Source organism: Burkholderia sp. Bp8998 (genome assembly GCF_003854235.1).
In the GTDB taxonomy this organism is placed as follows: Bacteria; Pseudomonadota; Gammaproteobacteria; order Burkholderiales; family Burkholderiaceae; genus Burkholderia.
Window position 1 is genome coordinate 74,289 of sequence record NZ_QTQF01000031.1, and the last position, 19,261, is coordinate 93,549.

The following is a 19,261-nucleotide window of genomic DNA, read 5'->3' on the forward strand; positions in this document are numbered from 1 at the left end:
ACGCGCGCGGCATGTTCACATATCGGGCAATGGGTGGAAATGCCCGTGACGTCTCTGCCGTGGTTGCTTCTGCGCGCCGCACGGTTCGCGTCCGGCGCGCGATGCACGTCGACCCGCCGTTCTAGAACGCGTACGCGAGTGACGCGAACAGGCTGCGCGGCGCGCCTGGCGTGACCCACAGGTTGTTGTACGAGCTGACGTAATACGTGCGGTTGAACAGGTTGTTCAGCACGACCGACGCGCGCAGATGCTTGTTGACCTGCACGTAGCTGTTGAGCTGCACGGTCGCGTATGCGGGCAGGTCGAAGCCATCCTGCGTATTCGCGGTGTTGCCCGCGCGGCGCCCGACGTAGATCACGCCCGCGCCCGCGCCGGCCTTGTCGACGAGCGGCAGCGCGGTTTCGTACATCAGCAGCGCGCTACCGCTCACCTGCGGAATGTCGACGAGGCGTGCGCCCGGCGTCAGCACGCTGTCGTGCGTGACCTGCGCATCGACGTACGCGAGGTTGACGATGCCGCGCAACCCGTGGCCGAGTTCGCCGTTCCATTCGAATTCGACGCCGCGGCTGCGTACCTCGCCGGCCGCACGGGAGAACCCGGCATTCGCCGGATCGGCTGTCAGCACGTTGCGTTTATTGACGTAGAACGCGGCGACGGTCGCGAGCCAGCGCGTGCCGGCCCATTTCACGCCGGCTTCATAGCCGTGCCCCTTCTCCGGATCGAACGCGCGGCCGTTCACGTCGGCGCCGTTGTTCGGCCGGAACGAATACGCGGTGTTCGCGTATAGCGACAGCGCGGGGCTGGCCTCGTACACGATGCCGAGCCGCGGGCTCAGCGCCGTTTGCAGCTGGCTCGTCGTCACGCCTTTCAGGCGATTCTCGACCGACTGACGAAAGCGGTCCCAACGCAGTCCGGCGAGCACTTTCCAGTGCGGCCCGAACGCGAGCGTGTCCTGCGCGTACAGGCCCTGGCCGTCGTCGCGCTCGAGCAGGTTCGTCGCGGTGCGCGGCACGGGCGCCGGCTGACCGTAGACCGGATCGAAGATGTCGATCGCATAGGGCGCCGCGGCCGTCGGCGTCGAGCGGGTGACGAACTGGTCGTAGTTGAAGCGATACGCATCGGCGCCCACCACGAACGAATGGCCGATGCCGGCGGTGCGGGCCTTGCCGGCCACCTCGACACGCCCCTGCACGTCGTTCGAGTGAAACGCGACCTGCCGGTAGCGGCGCCACAGCGTGCGGCCGTCCGGCTGCAGCGAGAACGCTTCGGACGAGCGGCCGGACAGGTCGGTATCGCGCTGCGCGAAGCCGGCGTTGACCGACCAGTCGGCATTGAAGCGATGTTCGAGCGTGAACTGATGGCCGGAGTTGCGCACGTCGTAGTCGCCGTCGCGCGGCTCGCCCATGAACCTCGACGCCGGCACCGCACCGAGCTGCCCGTTGACCGCGACCACGCCGCGATCGAGCGGCGCGCGCTGGCGAGCGGTCTCGAATTCGTAGTGGACCGTCGTGTCCGTGCCGATGTCCCACGTGAACGACGGCGCGAACAGGTAGCGCTTGCTCGACACCGTATCGCGGAAGCTGCCGTTGTCCTCGTTCATCGCGATGAAGCGGTATGCGAGCGACTTCGTGACGGGGCCGGTCGAATCGAGCGTCTCACGCAGCGCGCCGTAGCTGCCGGCCGACACGCCGATCGTGTTCGCGCGCGCGAACTGCGGCTGCTTCGTCGTGTAGCTGATGAGCCCGCCGGGGTCGCCGCGGCCGTATAGCGCCGACGCGGGCCCCTTGAGGACTTCCATGCGCTCGAGCGCGGCGGTGTCGCGCGGCACGCTGATTCCGCGATTCCACGAGAAGCCGTTGACAAGGTAGTCGGTGCCGGACGTGTTGCCGTCGCCGGCAAAGCCGCGCACCGCGTAGTTGTCCCACAGCCCGCCGAAGTTGTTTTGCCGCGCGACGCCGGCGACCCAGTCGTACAGGTCTTCGCCGCGTGTAGCGGCCACTGTCTGAATCAGTTTCGTATCGACGCTGCTGATCGCGAACGGAATCTCCATCACGTCCGTCTCGGTGCGCGTCGCGCTCGTCGATTCGGGCGCGCGAAACGGTGCCTTCGTGCGCTGCCCGGAGACTTCGATCGCGGGCAGCGACAGTTCCTGAGCATCGGCAGCGCTCAGCCCGGCCGTGCCGACGACGATGGCCAGCGGTGCGGCCGCCCATTTGTTCCTGCTCATACCCCGTCCTTCAAAGATTGGTCCGCGTTCGGGCACCGCGGGCCGTCTCGCGCCGGCAACCGTGTTCCAAACAGTACATTTGTGCGCCGAAATCTAATGCAAATGAGAGTTATTTGCAATCGTAAGTTGGCCTTGTTGCGTATGGGCTAAAGGGCGTGGGGTCGGGCGGATCTGCCGGAGCGCCTCGGCCAGGCGCGTCGGGCTTCGGGGGAGTTGCCGGCGGCCATTGTTCGCGCCGTGCGAATTGGGGAAGGGTGCGCGGAAAGCCGAATGACGGCTCACCGACTTGCGCGGTTCATGGTAGCGGCGGACAAGGCGCCGCACCGTTCATACGCGCGCAGAACACCCCGGAAGTGCGAAGAACCGGGACGCCAGCACCGGTCAGCTGAGTGCTCGCGTGACCGTGGCCCGACACGTGCCGGCGTCACCCGCCTTCGACGAGCCGCAACACGATGCGCCGGGCCGAATCCAGATGCGCGACCGTCATCGCACGCGCGGCGCGCGCATTGCGTTCGCGGCACGCTTGCAGGATCTCGTTGTGCTCTACCTGGAACGAAGGTGTGTCCGCGAGCAGCGTGGCCTGCAGGCGCTCATATCGTTCGACCTGGCTTCGCAGCTCCGCGATCGCCTTCAACTGCCGCTCGTTGCCGCAGCACGAATACAGCAGCGCATGGAACTCACGGTTCAGCTCGCCTTGCCGGCGCGACACGTTCGATTCGCCGAGCAGCCGATGCACGAGTTCGGCGCGCGCGAGCGTCTCGTCGTCGAGCCGCTTCACGCTGCGATGGATCGCGTCGCCTTCGAGCAGTGCGCGCATGTCGTAGATCTCCCGCACGTCGGACGCGCTCAGCATCCGCACGACCGCGCCGCGATTGCGGAAGATCTCCAGCAGCCCTTCGCGCTCCAGCCGCTGGATCGCTTCGCGCATCGGAATCCGGCTGATGCCGAAGCGCTCGGCGAGGTCGCGTTCGACGAGCCGCTCGCCGGCCTGCAGTTCGCCGTTGACGATCATCTCCCGCAGCGATGCGGCCACCGCGTCCGCCGTCGAATCGAGTCTGACTTCCATCCCGTTGGATTCCTCATTTTGGAATAATGGTATACCAAACGGTATTCCGATGCCACAATGACCGCCTCACGTTCCGATTTCGAAGGAGAGCGAGATGGCGCATGGCGAACACAAGTACCGCGTGGCAGTGGAGTGGACCGGCAACCGGGGAACCGGCACGTCGGGGTATCGCGAATACGGCCGCGATCATGTGATCCGCGCGGGTTTGAAGCCGGACATTCCGGGCTCGTCGGACGCGGCGTTCCGCGGCGACGCGGCGCGCTGGAATCCGGAGGATCTGCTGCTCGCGTCGGCGTCGGCGTGCCACAAGCTCTGGTATCTGCATCTGTGTTCCGATGCGGGGATCCGCGTGCTCGCGTATGTCGACGATTCGGAAGGGACGATGATCGACAGCGCCGGCGAAGGGCGCTTCACCGAAATCGTGCTGCACCCGCACGTGACGATCCGTGCGGGCGACGATCGTGCGCTCGCCGAGCGGCTGCATCACGACGCGCATGCGAAGTGTTATGTGGCGAATTCGGTGAATTTCCCGATCCGGTGCGAGCCGGTGATCGAGGTCGCGGCCGCGTGACGCGCGCCAGGGAGAAGACGTGCAAATAATCAATTGTTATTAGGCAGGGCCCGAGGCAAATTATTGGTTGTATGGGGTGGCGCTAGGTCGTCTAGTGCTACCCACTGGTGTTACTTCTGGCTGTCGATAGCGGCCTTTTTGTTGGAAAAGCCGGAGCTGACAATTAAATAAAGATCGATTATCTCGAAAATCGGCGGTGTGTGAAAATGATAACAATAGTCAGGTGGCGTTGAGAGTGAGAGGTATTCTGTAGATAAATGTGCTGAGGTGAGGTTTGGGTATTCGGCCTGCAAGAACAGCAGCCCGCGAGTGAAACTCAAATCTAACCTAGATCCTTTGTTCGATTTTTGGAGAGCACATGTCAGAGTTACTGTCCTACTACGAAATAAACAAGATGCTTTGGCGATGGCGAAAACAGGACGGCGCGCGCATCGTGGATGAAGCCAAGCTCTCGATGGACGCAGCCCCGCCATTGCCCCCAGAGCCGCCCAAACCACCGGCACCCAAACCGGCTCCGGCACCCAAGCGGGATTCGCTGGACAAGATGGCCGACGACTTCGAAAGGATTGGTAACGCTTTTTCACGATTCAAGAGATGGCTGGATACCCCCGATCCGCCAAAGCCCAAACCTCCGCTCAAAGTCGAACCGACCATTCCCCCCTTCGACATTCAAGAGATTCCGGACGCTATGCGCCGGGAAATGATGCCGGTCGGCGCAAAGCTGATGGAGCGATGGTTTGCTGGCAGGCTCAATTATTCAACCAGTTCGGATGATCAAAAACATGCGATTGACCAGAACGGGAAGCCGTATGCGGATGACATGTACGACTACTCAATCGTCAAGTTAGACTGGGTTTTGAAGCACCGGAGAGCGAAAGAAAAGTATGACCAGCTAATTGAGGTCGGCATTTATTCGCCCGATGCACTCAAAATATTAAGGGAGAGCTTGTCCGCATACTACGATCACTACGGCTTCTTTGGAACGGCGGAAGTTTTTAAAGATGACGTGAGGATGACGCACGAACTGTTCCAGTTTCAACGGGCAACGGTTGATGGAGGCTTGGCGGATAAGATAAAGTCGTTCATGTACTTCACCGAAGAAAACAAGGGGGTGCCGGATGATTTATTTGCCGCTCTCGGAAGTTTCAACATCTGCGCGGCAGTTGCGCAAGCCAACTTCTACATTGACGAACGCAGCCGGAGTAGATGCGTTGACATAATTGGCATTTTTGTTTATGTAAAAGATGGATACACCTTTGGGGCTGATGCGGGTAAGCCATCGCAATACTTGGGTCATTGGGGCGAAAACGGAATCATTGTAGTTCCATACTCGTTTGTCAGTTCGCGAGATTCTCGAATCCCGCAACTTAATTATCCGTGGCCGTCGGAGACGTAAGGAAAAAAGAAACATTTATTATCCGGTTCGCAATAGTGACTTCCGGGAGTGGCAAAAAAAGCATAAGCGGGGCGGGGACTTCATTATTTTTTCAGATAAGAAATTTGTTCGCCTCGATAAGCCAATCCGGGTGTTCCTATGAGTCGGTGCAAAGTAATACTACTTGTCGCCCTGGGTGCGTGGGCTTGTTACATGTGGGGGGGGGGACCGAAGCCCTATGGGGGAGGACTGCCAAAAGTCAATCTCCCCTGACAAAAAATACTATGCCACGATGTGCTTTATCACTCATGAGACATTTAGTGAGCAGCCGTTTAACATCATAGACTATGTATTTGTCGCCAGACTTTACGACAACAAAGACAATAAACTTTTGGCAATAACAACTTTTGACTCACCGGTTCCAGACTTTATCTGGGGGAAGGATTACCTACTGCTTCAAAGGGGAGACGGCGATGGATCGGAATTTACTTTGCCACCATCCCTAATGGATAGGATTTTGGCGAACCGCCCACGGTTAGTCCCACTCAGACAAACTTGGTCCAAATACGAGCGGATAGACTAATCCGGGTGTTCCTATGGACGGGATTCGACCGCCTGTATCAGACGGCCATAGCTCGGCTGGGTGTGTGTCGTGAGCCTTTCGAGCACGATGGACCTTGGGCGGTGTTCAGTGTGCAGGATGATGCTTGGATAGCGGGATTTGAAGCGCCGACCGTGACTGCGCACCGGCTGCATTGATTCAGACGGGCCACCGGTTCAGAACGTCGTCAGGACGGCTCCGATAGCTCTGTCAGCGTGGGTTGCAGGGCAGGCTAAAAGGCGGAGCTGAAGCTTCTACACTGAGCGCGACGCTTCAGGCGTGCGGCAGGTAGCTAAGGGGGTGTTGCGTCAACGCTGAGAACAAGCGGCCGCGCGTCTCCTTTTCTTTTTCTGGAATCAGTAAAGCCATCCGTACGCGCAGACACGAAATGCTTAGCCGTTGAAAATAAAGGAAAAGTGCACGGATTCACCGTACCTGCAAGGGGCCCTTCAACGGGCACGCGGCCCACACGAACCCGAGGCCGCCGCGTTACAACGCGACTCCGTAAACCTCCCGCGCGGCCGCGCGAATCGCATCGGCCATCACCTCGACGGCCGGCGAAGGCAGCCGGTCGGTGCGCGTGATGATCCCGAAATCGTCCATCCGGCAATCCATCTGCAGCGGCAGCACCGAGACGATGCCGTGTCGCGCGTAGTACAGCGCGACATCTTCCGCGAGCACCGCGATCATGTCGCTCTGCTCGATCAGCTGCGTGATGAACAGCAGCGCGGCCGTCTCGACCACGTTCGCGGGCGGCGCGAGGCTCGCGCGCTGGAACACGAGCTCGAAGCGGTGGCGCAGCACGCTGCCGGCCGGGGGCATGACCCACGCGGCGCGCTGCACGTCGGCGAGCGACAGCGGCGCCTGCGCGAGCAGCGGATGGCCGGGCCGCACGACGGCGGCGACCGGCTCGCCGGTCAGCGGCTCGTAGCGCAGGTGCAGCTTGTCGTGTTCGGCGGACAGCCGCCCGAGGACGATGTCGAGTCTGTCCTGCGCGAGGTGTTCGAGCAGCGCGTTGCTGGTGTCGATCGCGACCGACACGCGCACGTTCGCATGTGTCCCCTTTACCGCGGCGACGGCCGGCGGCACGAGCCGCAGCCCCGGCGACGTGATCGCGCCCACCGCCACATGCCCGAGATGGCCGGCCTTCAGCGCGGCCAGTTCCTCGCGCGCCTGGTCGAGGCTGCCGAGCGCCGCGCGCGCGTGGCGTATCAGCGCGTCGCCGTACAGCGTCGGCCGCATTCCGCGCGGCAGGCGCTCGAACAGCACCGCGCCGATCGATTCCTCGAGCTCGCGCAGCAGCTTCGACGCGGCCGGCTGCGTCATGCTCAGCGCGGCCGCCGCGCGGTGAATGCTGCCTTCGTCGGCGAGCGCGACGACCAGCAGGAGCTGGCGCGTCTTCAGGCGGTTGCGGTTTCCCCACGGGCTGGCTTCGGGCATCGTACGGGTTTATATCGATATCGGAATCGATATCGTAATCGCCAAAAACGTCATTAGCCAGTTATCAAAATTCTGCCCATACTGCGCCGGTATCCCGTCACCACAGGACTGACGATGTCGGCAACGAAACCCAGGCTGCGCTCCACCCAATGGTTCGGCACGAATGACAAGAACGGCTTCATGTACCGGAGCTGGATGAAGAACCAGGGCATTCCAGATCACGAGTTCGACGGCCGGCCGATCATCGGCATCTGCAACACGTGGTCCGAACTGACGCCGTGCAACGCGCACTTCCGCAAGCTCGCCGAGCACGTGAAGCGCGGGATCTCCGAGGCCGGCGGCTTCCCGGTCGAGTTCCCGGTGTTCTCGAACGGCGAATCGAATCTGCGACCGTCGGCGATGCTCACGCGCAACCTGGCGTCGATGGACGTCGAGGAAGCGATCCGCGGCAATCCGATCGACGCGGTCGTGCTGCTCGCCGGCTGTGACAAGACGACCCCCGCGCTGCTGATGGGCGCGGCGAGCTGCGACGTGCCGGCGATCGTCGTGTCGGGCGGGCCGATGCTGAACGGCAAGCTCGAGGGCAAGAACATCGGCTCGGGCACGGCGGTATGGCAGCTGCATGAATCGCTGAAGGCCGGCGAGATCGACCTGCATCACTTCCTGTCGGCCGAAGCCGGCATGTCGCGCTCGGCCGGCACCTGCAACACGATGGGCACCGCGTCGACGATGGCGTGCATGGCCGAGGCGCTCGGCGTCGCGCTGCCGCACAACGCGGCGATTCCGGCCGTCGATTCGCGCCGCTACGTGCTCGCGCACATGTCGGGCATCCGCATCGTCGAGATGGCGCTCGAAGGGCTCGTGCTGTCGAAGGTCCTCACGCGCGCCGCGTTCGAGAACGCGATCCGCGCGAACGCGGCGATCGGCGGCTCGACCAACGCGGTGATTCACCTGAAGGCGATCGCGGGCCGCATCGGCGTGCCGCTCGAACTGGAAGACTGGATGCGTATCGGCCGCGACACGCCGACGATCGTCGACCTGATGCCGTCGGGGCGCTTCCTGATGGAGGAGTTCTATTACGCGGGCGGGCTGCCGGCCGTGCTGCGCCGGCTCGGCGAAGGCGGGCTGCTGCCGCACCCGGACGCGCTGACGGTCAACGGCAAGTCGCTGTGGGACAACGTGCGCGAAGCGCCGAACTACGACGACGAGGTGATCCGCCCGCTCGACCGCCCGCTGATCGCGGACGGCGGCATCTGCATCCTGCGCGGCAATCTCGCGCCGCGCGGTGCGGTGCTGAAGCCGTCGGCGGCGAGCCCCGAGCTGCTGAAGCATCGCGGCCGCGCGGTGGTGTTCGAGAACCTCGATCACTACAAGGCGACGATCAACGACGAAGCGCTCGACGTCGATGCGAGTTCGGTGCTCGTGCTGAAGAACTGCGGGCCGCGCGGTTATCCGGGGATGGCCGAGGTCGGCAACATGGGGCTGCCGCCGAAGCTGCTGCGCCAGGGCGTGAAGGACATGGTGCGGATCTCGGACGCGCGGATGAGCGGCACCGCGTACGGCACGGTCGTGCTGCACGTCGCGCCGGAAGCGGCTGCCGGCGGGCCGCTCGCGGCGGTGCGCAACGGCGACTGGATCGAACTCGACTGCGAGGCCGGCACGCTGCATCTGGACATTTCGGATGACGAACTGCAGCGCCGTTTGTCGGACGTCGATCCGACCGCGGCGCCGGGCGTGGCCGGGCAGCTCGGCAAGGGCGGCTATGCGCGGCTGTATATCGATCACGTGCTGCAGGCGGACGAGGGATGCGACCTCGACTTCCTGGTGGGCATGCGCGGCGCCGATGTGCCGAGCCATTCGCATTGAGCGACCGACCGCGAAGCATGGGACCCACGTAAGCGCTGAAGCGCTAACGCAGACCGACCGCGAAGCATGGGGTCCCCGTAAGCGCTAACGGGGACCGACAGGAGACAAGATGACGACGCAGTACACGCCCGCGCACGCCGCGGCGGAACAGTCCGACTCGCCGGCAGCCGTCGACGAACGGCAACTGACCCGCATGCTCACGCGCAAGCTGGTGCCGTTCCTCGCGCTGATCTACGTGGTCGCGTACGTCGACCGTACCGTCGTCGGCTTCGCGAAGCTGCACATGAACGCGGCGATCGGCCTCGGCGATGCCGCGTACGGGCTCGGCGCCGGACTGTTCTTCATCGGCTACTTCCTGTGCGAGGTGCCGAGCAACCTCGCGCTCGAACGCTTCGGCGCCCGTGTCTGGTTCGCACGCATCCTCGCGACATGGGGCGTGATCACGATGGCCATGGCCCTCGTGCAGGGGCCCACCAGTTTCTATGTGCTGCGCTTCCTGCTCGGCGCGGCCGAAGCCGGCCTCTATCCCGGCATCCTGTACTTCCTCACGCAATGGTTTCCGATGCGCGACCGTGCCCGCGTGATCGGCCTGCTCGTCCTCGCGCAGCCGCTCGCCGGCATCGTGACGGGGCCGCTCGCCGGGTGGCTGCTGTCGACGCATGGGCTGTTCGGGCTGTCGGACTGGCAGACGCTGTTCGTCGTCAGCGGCTTGCCGGCCGTGCTGCTCGCATGGCCGACGCTGCGGCTGTTGCCCGAGTCGCCGGCGCAGGCACACTGGCTGAATGACGACGAATGCCGCTGGATCGCGCGGCAGCTCGCCGCCGACCGCGACACCTATCGTCCCGATTCGCACGGCAATCCGCTCGCCGCACTGCGCGACCGCCGCGTGCTGCTGCTCGCCGCGCTGTTCCTGCCGTTCCCGCTGTGCATCTACGGGTTGTCGCTGTGGCTGCCGACGATCATCCACGCGTTCGGCGCCGGCGACGCGGCGACCGGGCTGCTGTCCGCGGTGCCGTACCTGTTCGCGGTGGTCGGCCTGCTGGTCGTGCCGCGCCACTCGGACCGCAAGCGCGAGCGCTACTGGCACATCGTCGTCGTGTCGGCAGCCGCCGCCGTGACGATGGCCGCGAGCGCGTGGGTGCGGCAGCCCGTGCTGCAGTTCGCGTTCATCTGCCTCACCGCGTTCTCGCTCTATTCGATCCAGGCGGTCGTGTGGGCATTGCCCGGCGAATTCCTGACCGGCACGAGCGCGGCGGTCGGCATCGCCGCGATCAATTCGCTCGCGAATCTCGGCGGTTACTTCGGGCCGTATGGCATCGGCTTGATCAAGGCTTCGACCGGAAGCCTCGCGGCCGGCCTGTACTTCCTCGCGGCGACATTGCTGTTCGCGGTGCTGATGACGTTCGTGGTCCGCGCCGCGCTGCGCGCGCCCGAGCCGGCCGCGGGCACATTCGCCCGCGAATCCTGAACGCCTTGCTTTTCCGGCTGAACGCCGCTTCGACTGATGCAGGACCGAACCATGACATCGAGCAGCACGCCGCGCTATCGCGGCATCTTCCCCGTCGTCCCGACGACGTTTTCCGACACCGGCGAGCTCGATCTCGCGAGCCAGAAGCGCGCGGTCGATTTCATGATCGACGCGGGCTCGGACGGGCTGTGCATCCTCGCGAACTTCTCCGAGCAATTCGCGATCACCGACGACGAACGCGACGTGCTCACGCGCACGATCCTCGAACACGTCGCCGGCCGCGTGCCGGTGATCGTCACGACGTCGCACTACAGCACGCAGGTTTGCGCGGCGCGCAGCCTGCGCGCGCAGCAGCTCGGCGCGGCGATGGTGATGGCGATGCCGCCGTATCACGGCGCGACGTTCCGCGTGCCTGAAGCGCAGATCTTCGACTTCTATGCGCGCGTGTCGGATGCGATCGACATCCCGATCATGATCCAGGACGCACCCGCGAGCGGTACCGTGCTGTCCGCGCCGTTCCTGGCGCGGATGGCGCGCGAGATCGAGCAGGTCGCGTACTTCAAGATCGAGACGCCGGGCGCCGCGAACAAGCTGCGCGAGCTGATCCGGCTCGGCGGCGACGCGATCGAAGGGCCGTGGGACGGCGAGGAGGCGATCACGCTGCTCGCCGACCTGCACGCCGGCGCGACCGGCGCGATGACGGGCGGCGGGTTTCCGGACGGCATCCGGCCGGTCCTCGAAGCGTTCCGCGAGGGGCGGCACGACGATGCGTTCGCGCATTACCAGGCGTGGCTGCCGCTGATCAATCACGAGAACCGCCAGTCCGGGATCCTCACCGCGAAGGCGCTGATGCGCGAAGGCGGCGTGATCGCGTGCGAGCGGCCGCGGCATCCGATGCCGGAACTGCATCCGGACACGCGCGCGGAGCTGCTCGCGATCGCACGCCGGCTCGATCCGCTCGTGCTGCGCTGGGCGCACTGAGCGCGTGACGAAGGAGGAACGCAGATGAGCAAGGTGATTTCGCTGGGCGTGATCGGGATCGGCAAGATCGCGCGCGACCAGCATCTGCCGGCGATCGCCGCCGAACCCGGCTTCGCGTTGTCGGCCTGCGCGAGCCGTCACGCGGAGGTCGAAGGCGTACGCAACTATCAGGACCTGAGCGCGCTGCTGGCCGCCGAGCGCGAGCTCGATGCGGTGTCGCTGTGCGCGCCGCCGCAGGTGCGCTACGCGCAGGCACGCGCGGCGCTCGAAGCCGGCAAGCACGTGATGCTCGAGAAGCCGCCGGGCGCGACGCTCGGCGAAGTGGCCGCGCTGGACGCGCTCGCGCGCGAACGCGGCCTCACGCTGTTCGCGACCTGGCATTCGCGTTGCGCGAGCGCGGTGGAACCGGCGCGCGCGTGGCTCGCGACGCGCACGATCCGCGCGGTGCAGGTGCGCTGGAAGGAAGACGTGCGGCGCTGGCATCCGGGGCAGCAGTGGATCTGGGAGCCCGGCGGCCTCGGCGTGTTCGATCCGGGCATCAATGCGCTGTCGATCGTCACGCGGATCCTGCCGCGCGAACTCGTGCTGCGCGAAGCGACGCTCTACGTGCCGAGCGACGCGCAGATGCCGATCGCGGCCGAGCTCGATTGCGCCGATACCGACGGCGTGCCCGTGCGTGCGGAATTCGACTGGCGCCACGGCCCCGTCGAGCAATGGGAGATCGCGGTCGACACGTCGGACGGCGTGCTCGCGATCAGCCGCGGCGGCGCGCAGTTGTCGATCGACGGCGCGCCGGTCGAGATCGGGCCGGAGCGCGAGTATCCGGCGCTCTATGCGCATTTCCGCGCGCTGATCGCGCGCGGCGAAAGCGACGTCGACGTACGGCCGTTGCGGCTCGTCGCCGACGCGTTCCTGTTCGGGCGGCGCGTCGGGACCGACGCGTTCGGCCGCTGAAAACGTGCCGGCGCGCTCCATCGCGAGCGCGACCGTGCACGACGGATGTTGAAGACCCAAGCCAATACTAGGAGACACGCATGAACCGCACGATTCGCCGACACACCCTGCGCGCGCTGCTGGCCGCGCTTTGCCTCGCACCGCTCGGGATGCAGGGCGCGGCGCACGCCGACGCACCGCTGAAGATCGGCTTCCTGGTGAAGATGCCCGAGCAGGCATGGTTCATCAACGAGCAGAACGCGGCCGCCGCGCTCGGCCAGAAGGAGAACTTCTCGGTCGTGAAGATCGGCACGCCGGACGGCGAGAAGGTGCTCGCCGCGATCGACAACCTCGGCTCTCAAGGCGCGCAGGGCTTCGTGATCTGCGCGCCCGACGTGCGCCTCGGGCCGGCGATCGCGTCGCGCGCGAAGCGCTACAACATGAAGTTCGTGACGGTCGACGACCAGCTCGTCGACTCGACCGGCAAGCCGCTGCCGAACGTGCCGCACCTCGGGATGTCGGCGACCAAGATCGGCAACCAGGTCGGCCAGGCGATCGCCGACGAGATGAAGCGGCGCGGCTGGAAGCCGGAAGAGGTCGGCGCGCTGCGCGTCACCAACTACGAGCTGCCGACCGCGAAGCTGCGCACCGACGGCGCGACGCAGGCGCTGCTCGCGAACGGCTTCCGCAAGGAAAACATCTTCGACGCGCCGCAGAAGACGACCGACGACGAAGGTGGCTTCAGCGCGGCCGCGCCGGTGCTCGCGCGCCATCCGAACATCAAGAAGTGGGTGGTCTACGCGCTGAACGAGGAAACCGTGCTCGGCGCGGTGCGGGCGACCGAACAGCTGCACATCCCGGCGGCCGACGTGATCGGCGTCGGCATCAACGGCGCGGGCGAGGCGTTCGCCGAATTCCAGAAGAAGGAGCCGACCGGTTTCTACGGGACGATCGCGGTCAGCTCGACGAACCACGGCAAGGACAGCACGCAGAACCTCGTCGACTGGATCCGCAACGGCAAGGCGCCGCCGGCCGACACGCAGACGAGCGGCAAGCTGATGACGCGCGCGAACTGGCAGGCCGTGCGCGCCGAACTCGGCATCTGAGCGTGCGGGGCGACGACGCGATGACGATGCAGACGATCACGGCCGTGTCCCGCGATGGCGACGCGGCTTCGCCCGGCGCCGCCGCGCTGCTCGCGCTCGATGGCATCACGGTGACGTTCCCGGGCGTGCGCGCGCTCGATGGCGTGTCGCTGTCGGTGCGCGCGGGCGAGGTGCACGGGCTGATGGGCGAGAACGGCGCGGGCAAGTCGACGCTGCTGAAGGTGCTGTCCGGCGTGAACCAGCCGCAGGCCGGCACGCTGACGCTGAACGGCACGGTGCAGCGCTTCGCGTCGACGCGCGCCGCGCTCGAGGCCGGCATCGCGATCATCTACCAGGAGCTGCATCTGGTGCCGGAGCTGACGGTTGCCGAGAACCTGATGCTCGGGCAGTTGCCGAGCCGGCTCGGCGTGGTCGACGAGCGCGCGCTCGCGGTGCGCGCGCTCGATGCGCTGGAGCGGCTCGGCGAGCACATCGATCCGGACATCCCGGTGAAGTATTTGTCGATCGGCCAGCGCCAGATGATCGAGATCGGCAAGGCGCTGATGCGCGACGCGCGCGTGATCGCGTTCGACGAACCGACCAGTTCGCTGTCCGCGCGCGAGACGACGCAACTGTTCCGGATCATCCGTTCGCTGCGCGCCGAGGGCCGCGCGATCATCTACGTCACGCACCGGATGGAGGAAGTCGACGCGCTGTGCGACCGCGTGACGGTGTTCCGCGACGGCCGCCGGATCGAGACGTTCGAATCGGTCGCCGAGCTCGACCGCGACCGGCTGATCGGCTGCATGGTCGGCCGCTCGATCGAGGACGTGTACGGCTACCGGCCGCGCGCGGCCGGCGACGTGCTGATCGAGGCGAAGGGGCTCATCGGGCCCGGCCTGTCCGAGCCGGTGTCGTTCGCCGCACGGCGCGGCGAGATCGTCGGCTTCTTCGGGCTGGTCGGCGCGGGCCGTTCGGAGCTGATGAAGCTGCTGTACGGCGCCGCGCGCCCGAGCGGCGGGCACGTGGAGCTGGGCGGCAAGCGCGTCGCGTTCGCGAGCCCGCGTCATGCGGTGCGCGCCGGCATCGCGCTGTGCCCGGAGGACCGCAAGCAGGAAGGCATCGTCGCGATCGCGTCGGTGGCCGACAACCTGAACATCAGCGCGCGCCGTCATTTCAGCCCGGCGCGCATGCTGCTCGACGCGCGGCGCGAACGCGAACTCGCGCAGCGCTACATCGAGCGGCTCGCGATCAAGACCCGCGACGGCGACACGCCGATCGGCGCGCTGTCGGGCGGCAACCAGCAGAAGGTCGTGCTCGCGCGCTGGCTGGCCGAGCGCATCGACGTGTTCCTGATGGACGAGCCGACGCGCGGCATCGACGTCGGCGCGCGCGCGGAAATCTACAACCTGTTCTACGAACTCGCGGAAGCGGGCCGCACGGTGATCATCGTGTCGAGCGATCTGGCCGAGGTGATCGGCGTGTCGGACCGGATCATCGTGATGAAGGAAGGACGGATCGCGGGCGAGGTGGCGAAGGCGCAGGCGACGCCCGACGCGCTGATCAAGCTCGCGCTGCCGCGCTAGCGGCCCGCAGTCAACCGGAAAGCAACTGATATGAGCCAGGCAATGCAACCCCAACGTACTTCCCCATCCCCGGATGCCGCAGCCGCGCCCGCGCGAGCGCGCGGCGGCGTGTGGCAGCTGATCAACCGTTCCGGCATCGTGATGGTGTTTCTCGTGCTGTTCGCGACGCTGTCGCTGACCGTGCCGGACTTCCTCACGCCGCGCAACATCCAGGGCCTGCTGCTGTCGGTCACGCTGATCGGCTCGATCGCGGTGACGATGATGTTCGTGCTCGCGCTCGGCGAAGTCGACCTGTCGGTCGCGTCGATCGTCGCGTTCTCGGGCGTCGTCGCGTCGACGCTGATCACCGCGACGCACAGCGTGCTGTTCGGCACCGCGGCCGGCATTCTCGCGGGCGGCGCGGTCGGGCTCGTGAACGGCGTGCTGATCGCGCGCTGGCGGATCAACTCGCTGATCGTCACGCTCGCGATGATGGAAGTCGTGCGCGGGCTCGCGTTCATCACGTCGAACGGCGACGCGGTGATGATCTCCGAGGAACGCTTCTTCGAGCTCGGTTCCGGCTCGTTCCTCGGCATCTCGTATCCGATCTGGAGCAACATCGTCGGCTTCGTCGTGTTCGGCTTCCTGCTGCGCAAGACGGTGTTCGGCAAGAACGTGCTGGCCGTCGGCGGCAACGGCGAGGCCGCGCTGCTCGCGGGGCTGCCGGTGATGCGCATCAAGATCGCGGTGTTCGTGCTGCAGGGGCTCGTGACCGGCTTCGCCGGCGTGATGCTCGCATCGCGGATGAGCCTTGGCGATCCGAAGACGTCGGTCGGCCTCGAGCTCGGCGTGATCTCCGCGTGCGTGCTCGGCGGCGTGTCGCTGACGGGCGGCGTCGCGACGATCTCCGGCGTGCTGGTCGGCGTGCTGATCATGGGCTCCGTGCAGGACGCGATGAGCCTGCTGAACGTGCCGACCTTTTACCAATATCTGATACGCGGCGGAATTCTGTTGCTGGCGGTGCTGTTCGACCAGTATCGTCGCAACCAGCGGCGCGCGATGAAGATCTGACGAATGCGCGGCTGCCTGCGAATGCGACACATATCGGGAGACGGAATGCAACAGAATCATCCGGCAGCGTCGGCGACGCTGCTGGCGAATACCCGCAACACGCTCGGCGAAGGCGCGACGTGGTGCGACAAGACGCACGCGCTGTACTGGGTGGATATCGAAGGCGCGCAACTGTGGCGCTGCCGCGCGGACGGCTCGGACCTCGCGCAGTGGCCGATGCCCGAGCGGCTTGCGTGCTTCGCGCTGACGCACGATCCGGACGTGCTGCTCGTCGGGCTCGCGACGCATCTCGCGTTCTTCGACCTGCGCAGCGGCGCGTTCACGCGGATCGTCGACGTCGAGCCCGAATTGCCGACGCGCCTGAACGACGGCCGCTGCGATCCGTCCGGCGCGTTCGTGTTCGGGATGAAGGACGAGGGCGGTGACCCGCCGCGCGCGGTCGGCGGGTTTTACCGGCTCAATGCCGACCTCACGCTCGAACGGCTTGCGTTGCCGCCGGCCGCGATCGCGAACAGCATCGCGTTCTCGCCGGACGGCTCGAAGATGTATTTCTGCGATTCGCTCGTGCGTGAAATCCGCGTGTGCGATTACAGCCGTGCGGGTGTGGCCGGCGTGCGGCCGTTCGTGCGGCTGACCGATGCGGACGGCGATCCGGACGGCTCGACGATGGATCGCGACGGCGGCCTGTGGAACGCGCAGTGGGGCGGCCGGCGGGTGGTGCGCTACGCCGCGGACGGCGTCGAGACGGAACGCATCGCGGTGCCGACCGCGCAGCCGAGCTGCGTGACGCTGGACGGCGAAGGCCGGTTGTACGTGACGAGCGCGCGCATCGGGTTGAGCGACGACGCGCTGGCGAGCGATGCCGATGCCGGCGGCGTGTTCGTCGCGCAGACGCGGTACGCGGGGTTGCCGACTGCGAGGTTTGCGGGGATGCCCATGGCCTGAATGGCCGGCAATGACGGGAGGAGTCCATCCATTCGCGGACAAGAATCCGGTTTGTTCGGAAGGGATGTCTTGAACGCGATTTTGCTTATGGACTTTCGTCTTTCCGGCTCACGCTTGATCCGGGTCAGCCTTCCTTCCTCCACTCCGGCTCCACATATTCTTTTACCCACATCCACTGACCCGGCTCAAACAAGTTCGTGTACTGGTTTCGCTCCGCTTGCTCCCGAGGGGTCAGCGTGCGGACATCGGGGAATTTATGTCCCTTCCGGATCATATGAATATCCGAACTGGAAGTCTTGGTATATCCCTGCCAGATCCCCGTTTCAGGACACAGCATGCCCGTACACAGATTCATCAGCCCGTATTTGTGGCGCTTCACTTGTTGCTCTTCTAACCGGCGCTGTTCGCGTTCTTCTGGCGTCAAAATCTTGTATGTGCGGCTTATTCTAACTTCATCGAGGAAGGGTGAAAATGATCCGTCCGGGGGATTTATATAAAAAAGCTCGACATCGATAGGAAATTTACTGCCCGGGATATCTTTTGAGCGGTAGCGAAAGGACTGCAAATTGGGAGCATCGGGGGTGCGCCCCATTATTTCATTCCCATATCGACGATTCCCTCGATGATCAATCCAATAGTCCTCTAGCTGAAGAAGCGATTTGATTTCCGTATCGGGTAGATAGGCAACCCTTGCGTCAACGACAATTCTTACTCCGGCCGGGACAATCTTCACCTTGTCGCGATCATTGCTGTAATCCTCCGGATCGTCACCTGTGGAAAACTCAATCTTCGTCCCGCGCAGCGCACGATTGGCGTATTTATAAAGAAACCCTTTTGCAGGAGGGTGCGTCCACGTTGTGTAGTTTTTTCCAAAGACAATATGTTCAGGATCGTATGGCGCGTCATCGCGCAGGATCGCCATTGCTGTTTTAAGGATGGCGCGCAGCATGACGCGCTGCTCTTCGTCGGTCGTCTGCGTTTCAAATCCCTCCCCCAATGGCGTTAAGTGAAGCATCGTATCCTCCTGTGCATGTACCGGGGTTACGCACGAAAGCACGACCAGGGCGGTCCCAATAGGCTTGCACCACTTCTGCACACGCATAAGCATCTTCTTCATGTAACTGACTCCGGTAACCCTCTTCGAAACTCACCATCTTGGTCGCCGTTTCTGGCGACGCTCTCAACAGTTTGCACACCTCGGCCTGTGCAATTGGTACATCGAGTTTTACATAGGCTCCGCCCGTCTGATTTTGTAGATACGAAATCATCCAGTAATAGTGAAAAACCAACATGCGATGCAGCCCCGCCATCACCCGCGCGTCATCTGGAAGTTGCGTCCTTTTGGCTGCGTCAAAGATATCCTTATGCATACTGTCGTCATACACCCGCATTGCCTGCGAGAAAATCGAATAGTCGCTCGGATGTTATTGAAGCAAGGCCATCATCCAGAACGCCTGCTGGCAATGTCGTGCTTCGTGATAAAGCATGTCCGCGAATGCCTTCAGCGTCCCATCCAAGGTGGTATCATTTTTTGTCGCCGCAATGATCTTCATGATTTCTGCCTCTTGAATTACAATCGTCCACTTCGGCGTGGAAAACGACGCGCTTACGTCCGGGCGCATGTTATATCTGGACTGACCTTCCTTTGAATTAACAATATCGATCTTGGGAGTCGCCCCATTTGACCTCATCCGGTCACCTGAAGAACCTCTTGGCAATCCAAACGGCCCCGCCGCAAGGGCGGTATTCAATACATTGCCAACCGCAAGCGCGATACTTTCCTTCGCCTCGTCCGATATCTCGCCACTCGGCGACGTTTTGAACTTGCCCCACTCGATCCCGGTGAGCACCGTCTTGATCGCCGCCGTATAGGCCTTCGTCACCGGATACTCAACATTCCGGCGTATCGGCATATCGGGTGGCGTATCGCCCTGTTTAGCCCCGTCGATGAAGTGATGGAAGCGCAACCCGAAGTTGAGCGGATCGCAGCTCGCGAACGCGGCCGGCTGACTCTCGGATGTAGCCCCCTGTTCCGGGGTGCTGACCTTCTTGCCCTTGATCGTTGTG

General features: G+C 64.3%; 16 protein-coding genes and 1 pseudogene. 11 read left to right on the forward strand and 6 right to left on the reverse strand.

The annotated features are described in order from the left end of the window. Positions 1-121 precede the first annotated feature (121 nt). The gene (locus DIE06_RS27050; RefSeq protein ID WP_124664001.1) at positions 122-2,227 is read right to left on the reverse strand and encodes a TonB-dependent siderophore receptor; all 2,106 of its coding nucleotides are present in this window, start codon (positions 2,225-2,227) and stop codon (positions 122-124) included. A 424-nt stretch (positions 2,228-2,651) separates the two neighbouring features. Beyond that, a complete protein-coding gene (locus DIE06_RS27055; protein ID WP_124664002.1) occupies positions 2,652-3,293 on the reverse strand; it encodes a GntR family transcriptional regulator in 642 nt (213 codons plus the stop codon). A gap of 94 nt (positions 3,294-3,387) precedes the next feature. Between DIE06_RS27055 and DIE06_RS27060 the strand changes: the two genes are divergently transcribed. The 3 genes from DIE06_RS27060 (at position 3,388) to DIE06_RS39600 (ending at position 5,402) form a co-directional block, all read left to right on the forward strand. Continuing rightward, positions 3,388-3,864 (forward strand): OsmC family protein, encoded by a 477-nt coding sequence (locus tag DIE06_RS27060; protein WP_124664003.1) that lies wholly within the window; start codon positions 3,388-3,390, stop codon positions 3,862-3,864. Between the two features lie 358 nt (positions 3,865-4,222). Continuing rightward, positions 4,223-5,260, forward strand: a complete 1,038-nt coding sequence (locus DIE06_RS27065; RefSeq protein ID WP_124664004.1) for a DUF6402 family protein — start codon at positions 4,223-4,225, stop codon at positions 5,258-5,260. Continuing rightward, positions 5,199-5,402 carry a DUF6402 family protein gene (locus DIE06_RS39600; RefSeq protein ID WP_221624068.1) on the forward strand — a complete coding sequence of 68 codons (204 nt, stop codon included), beginning with the start codon at positions 5,199-5,201 and terminating at the stop codon, positions 5,400-5,402. Before DIE06_RS27065 ends, DIE06_RS39600 begins: the two co-directional genes overlap by 62 nt. A gap of 927 nt (positions 5,403-6,329) precedes the next feature. On the opposite strand, the gene DIE06_RS27070 is transcribed toward DIE06_RS39600, so the two are convergent. Further along, complete coding sequence (locus tag DIE06_RS27070) at positions 6,330-7,280, reverse strand: LysR substrate-binding domain-containing protein (RefSeq protein ID WP_124664005.1); 951 nt, start codon at positions 7,278-7,280, stop codon at positions 6,330-6,332. A 114-nt stretch (positions 7,281-7,394) separates the two neighbouring features. Between DIE06_RS27070 and DIE06_RS27075 the strand changes: the two genes are divergently transcribed. The 8 genes from DIE06_RS27075 (at position 7,395) to DIE06_RS27110 (ending at position 17,194) form a co-directional block, all read left to right on the forward strand. After that, complete coding sequence (locus DIE06_RS27075; protein WP_124664006.1) at positions 7,395-9,146, forward strand: IlvD/Edd family dehydratase; 1,752 nt, start codon at positions 7,395-7,397, stop codon at positions 9,144-9,146. Positions 9,147-9,255: 109 nt separating this feature from the next. After that, positions 9,256-10,614, forward strand: coding sequence for an MFS transporter (locus DIE06_RS27080; protein WP_124664007.1), 1,359 nt, complete (start codon positions 9,256-9,258; stop codon positions 10,612-10,614). Between the two features lie 51 nt (positions 10,615-10,665). Next, positions 10,666-11,595 carry a dihydrodipicolinate synthase family protein gene (locus tag DIE06_RS27085; protein ID WP_124664008.1) on the forward strand — a complete coding sequence of 310 codons (930 nt, stop codon included), beginning with the start codon at positions 10,666-10,668 and terminating at the stop codon, positions 11,593-11,595. A gap of 24 nt (positions 11,596-11,619) precedes the next feature. Beyond that, positions 11,620-12,549 (forward strand): Gfo/Idh/MocA family protein, encoded by a 930-nt coding sequence (locus DIE06_RS27090; protein ID WP_124664009.1) that lies wholly within the window; start codon positions 11,620-11,622, stop codon positions 12,547-12,549. Between the two features lie 80 nt (positions 12,550-12,629). Further along, positions 12,630-13,634 carry an arabinose ABC transporter substrate-binding protein gene (locus DIE06_RS27095; protein WP_124664010.1) on the forward strand — a complete coding sequence of 335 codons (1,005 nt, stop codon included), beginning with the start codon at positions 12,630-12,632 and terminating at the stop codon, positions 13,632-13,634. Positions 13,635-13,654: 20 nt separating this feature from the next. Beyond that, positions 13,655-15,199, forward strand: coding sequence for an L-arabinose ABC transporter ATP-binding protein AraG (araG, locus tag DIE06_RS27100; protein WP_124664011.1), 1,545 nt, complete (start codon positions 13,655-13,657; stop codon positions 15,197-15,199). 30 nt (positions 15,200-15,229) lie between these two features. After that, positions 15,230-16,249, forward strand: a complete 1,020-nt coding sequence (araH, locus tag DIE06_RS27105; RefSeq protein ID WP_124664012.1) for an L-arabinose ABC transporter permease AraH — start codon at positions 15,230-15,232, stop codon at positions 16,247-16,249. 45 nt (positions 16,250-16,294) lie between these two features. After that, positions 16,295-17,194 carry an SMP-30/gluconolactonase/LRE family protein gene (locus DIE06_RS27110; protein WP_124664013.1) on the forward strand — a complete coding sequence of 300 codons (900 nt, stop codon included), beginning with the start codon at positions 16,295-16,297 and terminating at the stop codon, positions 17,192-17,194. A gap of 124 nt (positions 17,195-17,318) precedes the next feature. Here DIE06_RS27110 and DIE06_RS27115 read toward each other — a convergent pair whose 3' ends face one another. The 3 genes and pseudogenes from DIE06_RS27115 to DIE06_RS38465 all read right to left on the reverse strand — a co-directional run. After that, positions 17,319-18,209 (reverse strand): hypothetical protein, encoded by an 891-nt coding sequence (locus tag DIE06_RS27115; protein WP_124664014.1) that lies wholly within the window; start codon positions 18,207-18,209, stop codon positions 17,319-17,321. Beyond that, positions 18,175-18,564: a hypothetical protein gene (locus DIE06_RS27120; RefSeq protein ID WP_260433777.1), complete on the reverse strand. Its 390-nt coding sequence runs from the start codon at positions 18,562-18,564 to the stop codon at positions 18,175-18,177. Before DIE06_RS27120 ends, DIE06_RS27115 begins: the two co-directional genes overlap by 35 nt. A 54-nt stretch (positions 18,565-18,618) precedes the next feature. Then, positions 18,619-19,261, reverse strand: a pseudogene (locus DIE06_RS38465) (type VI secretion system tip protein VgrG); the annotation flags it as partial.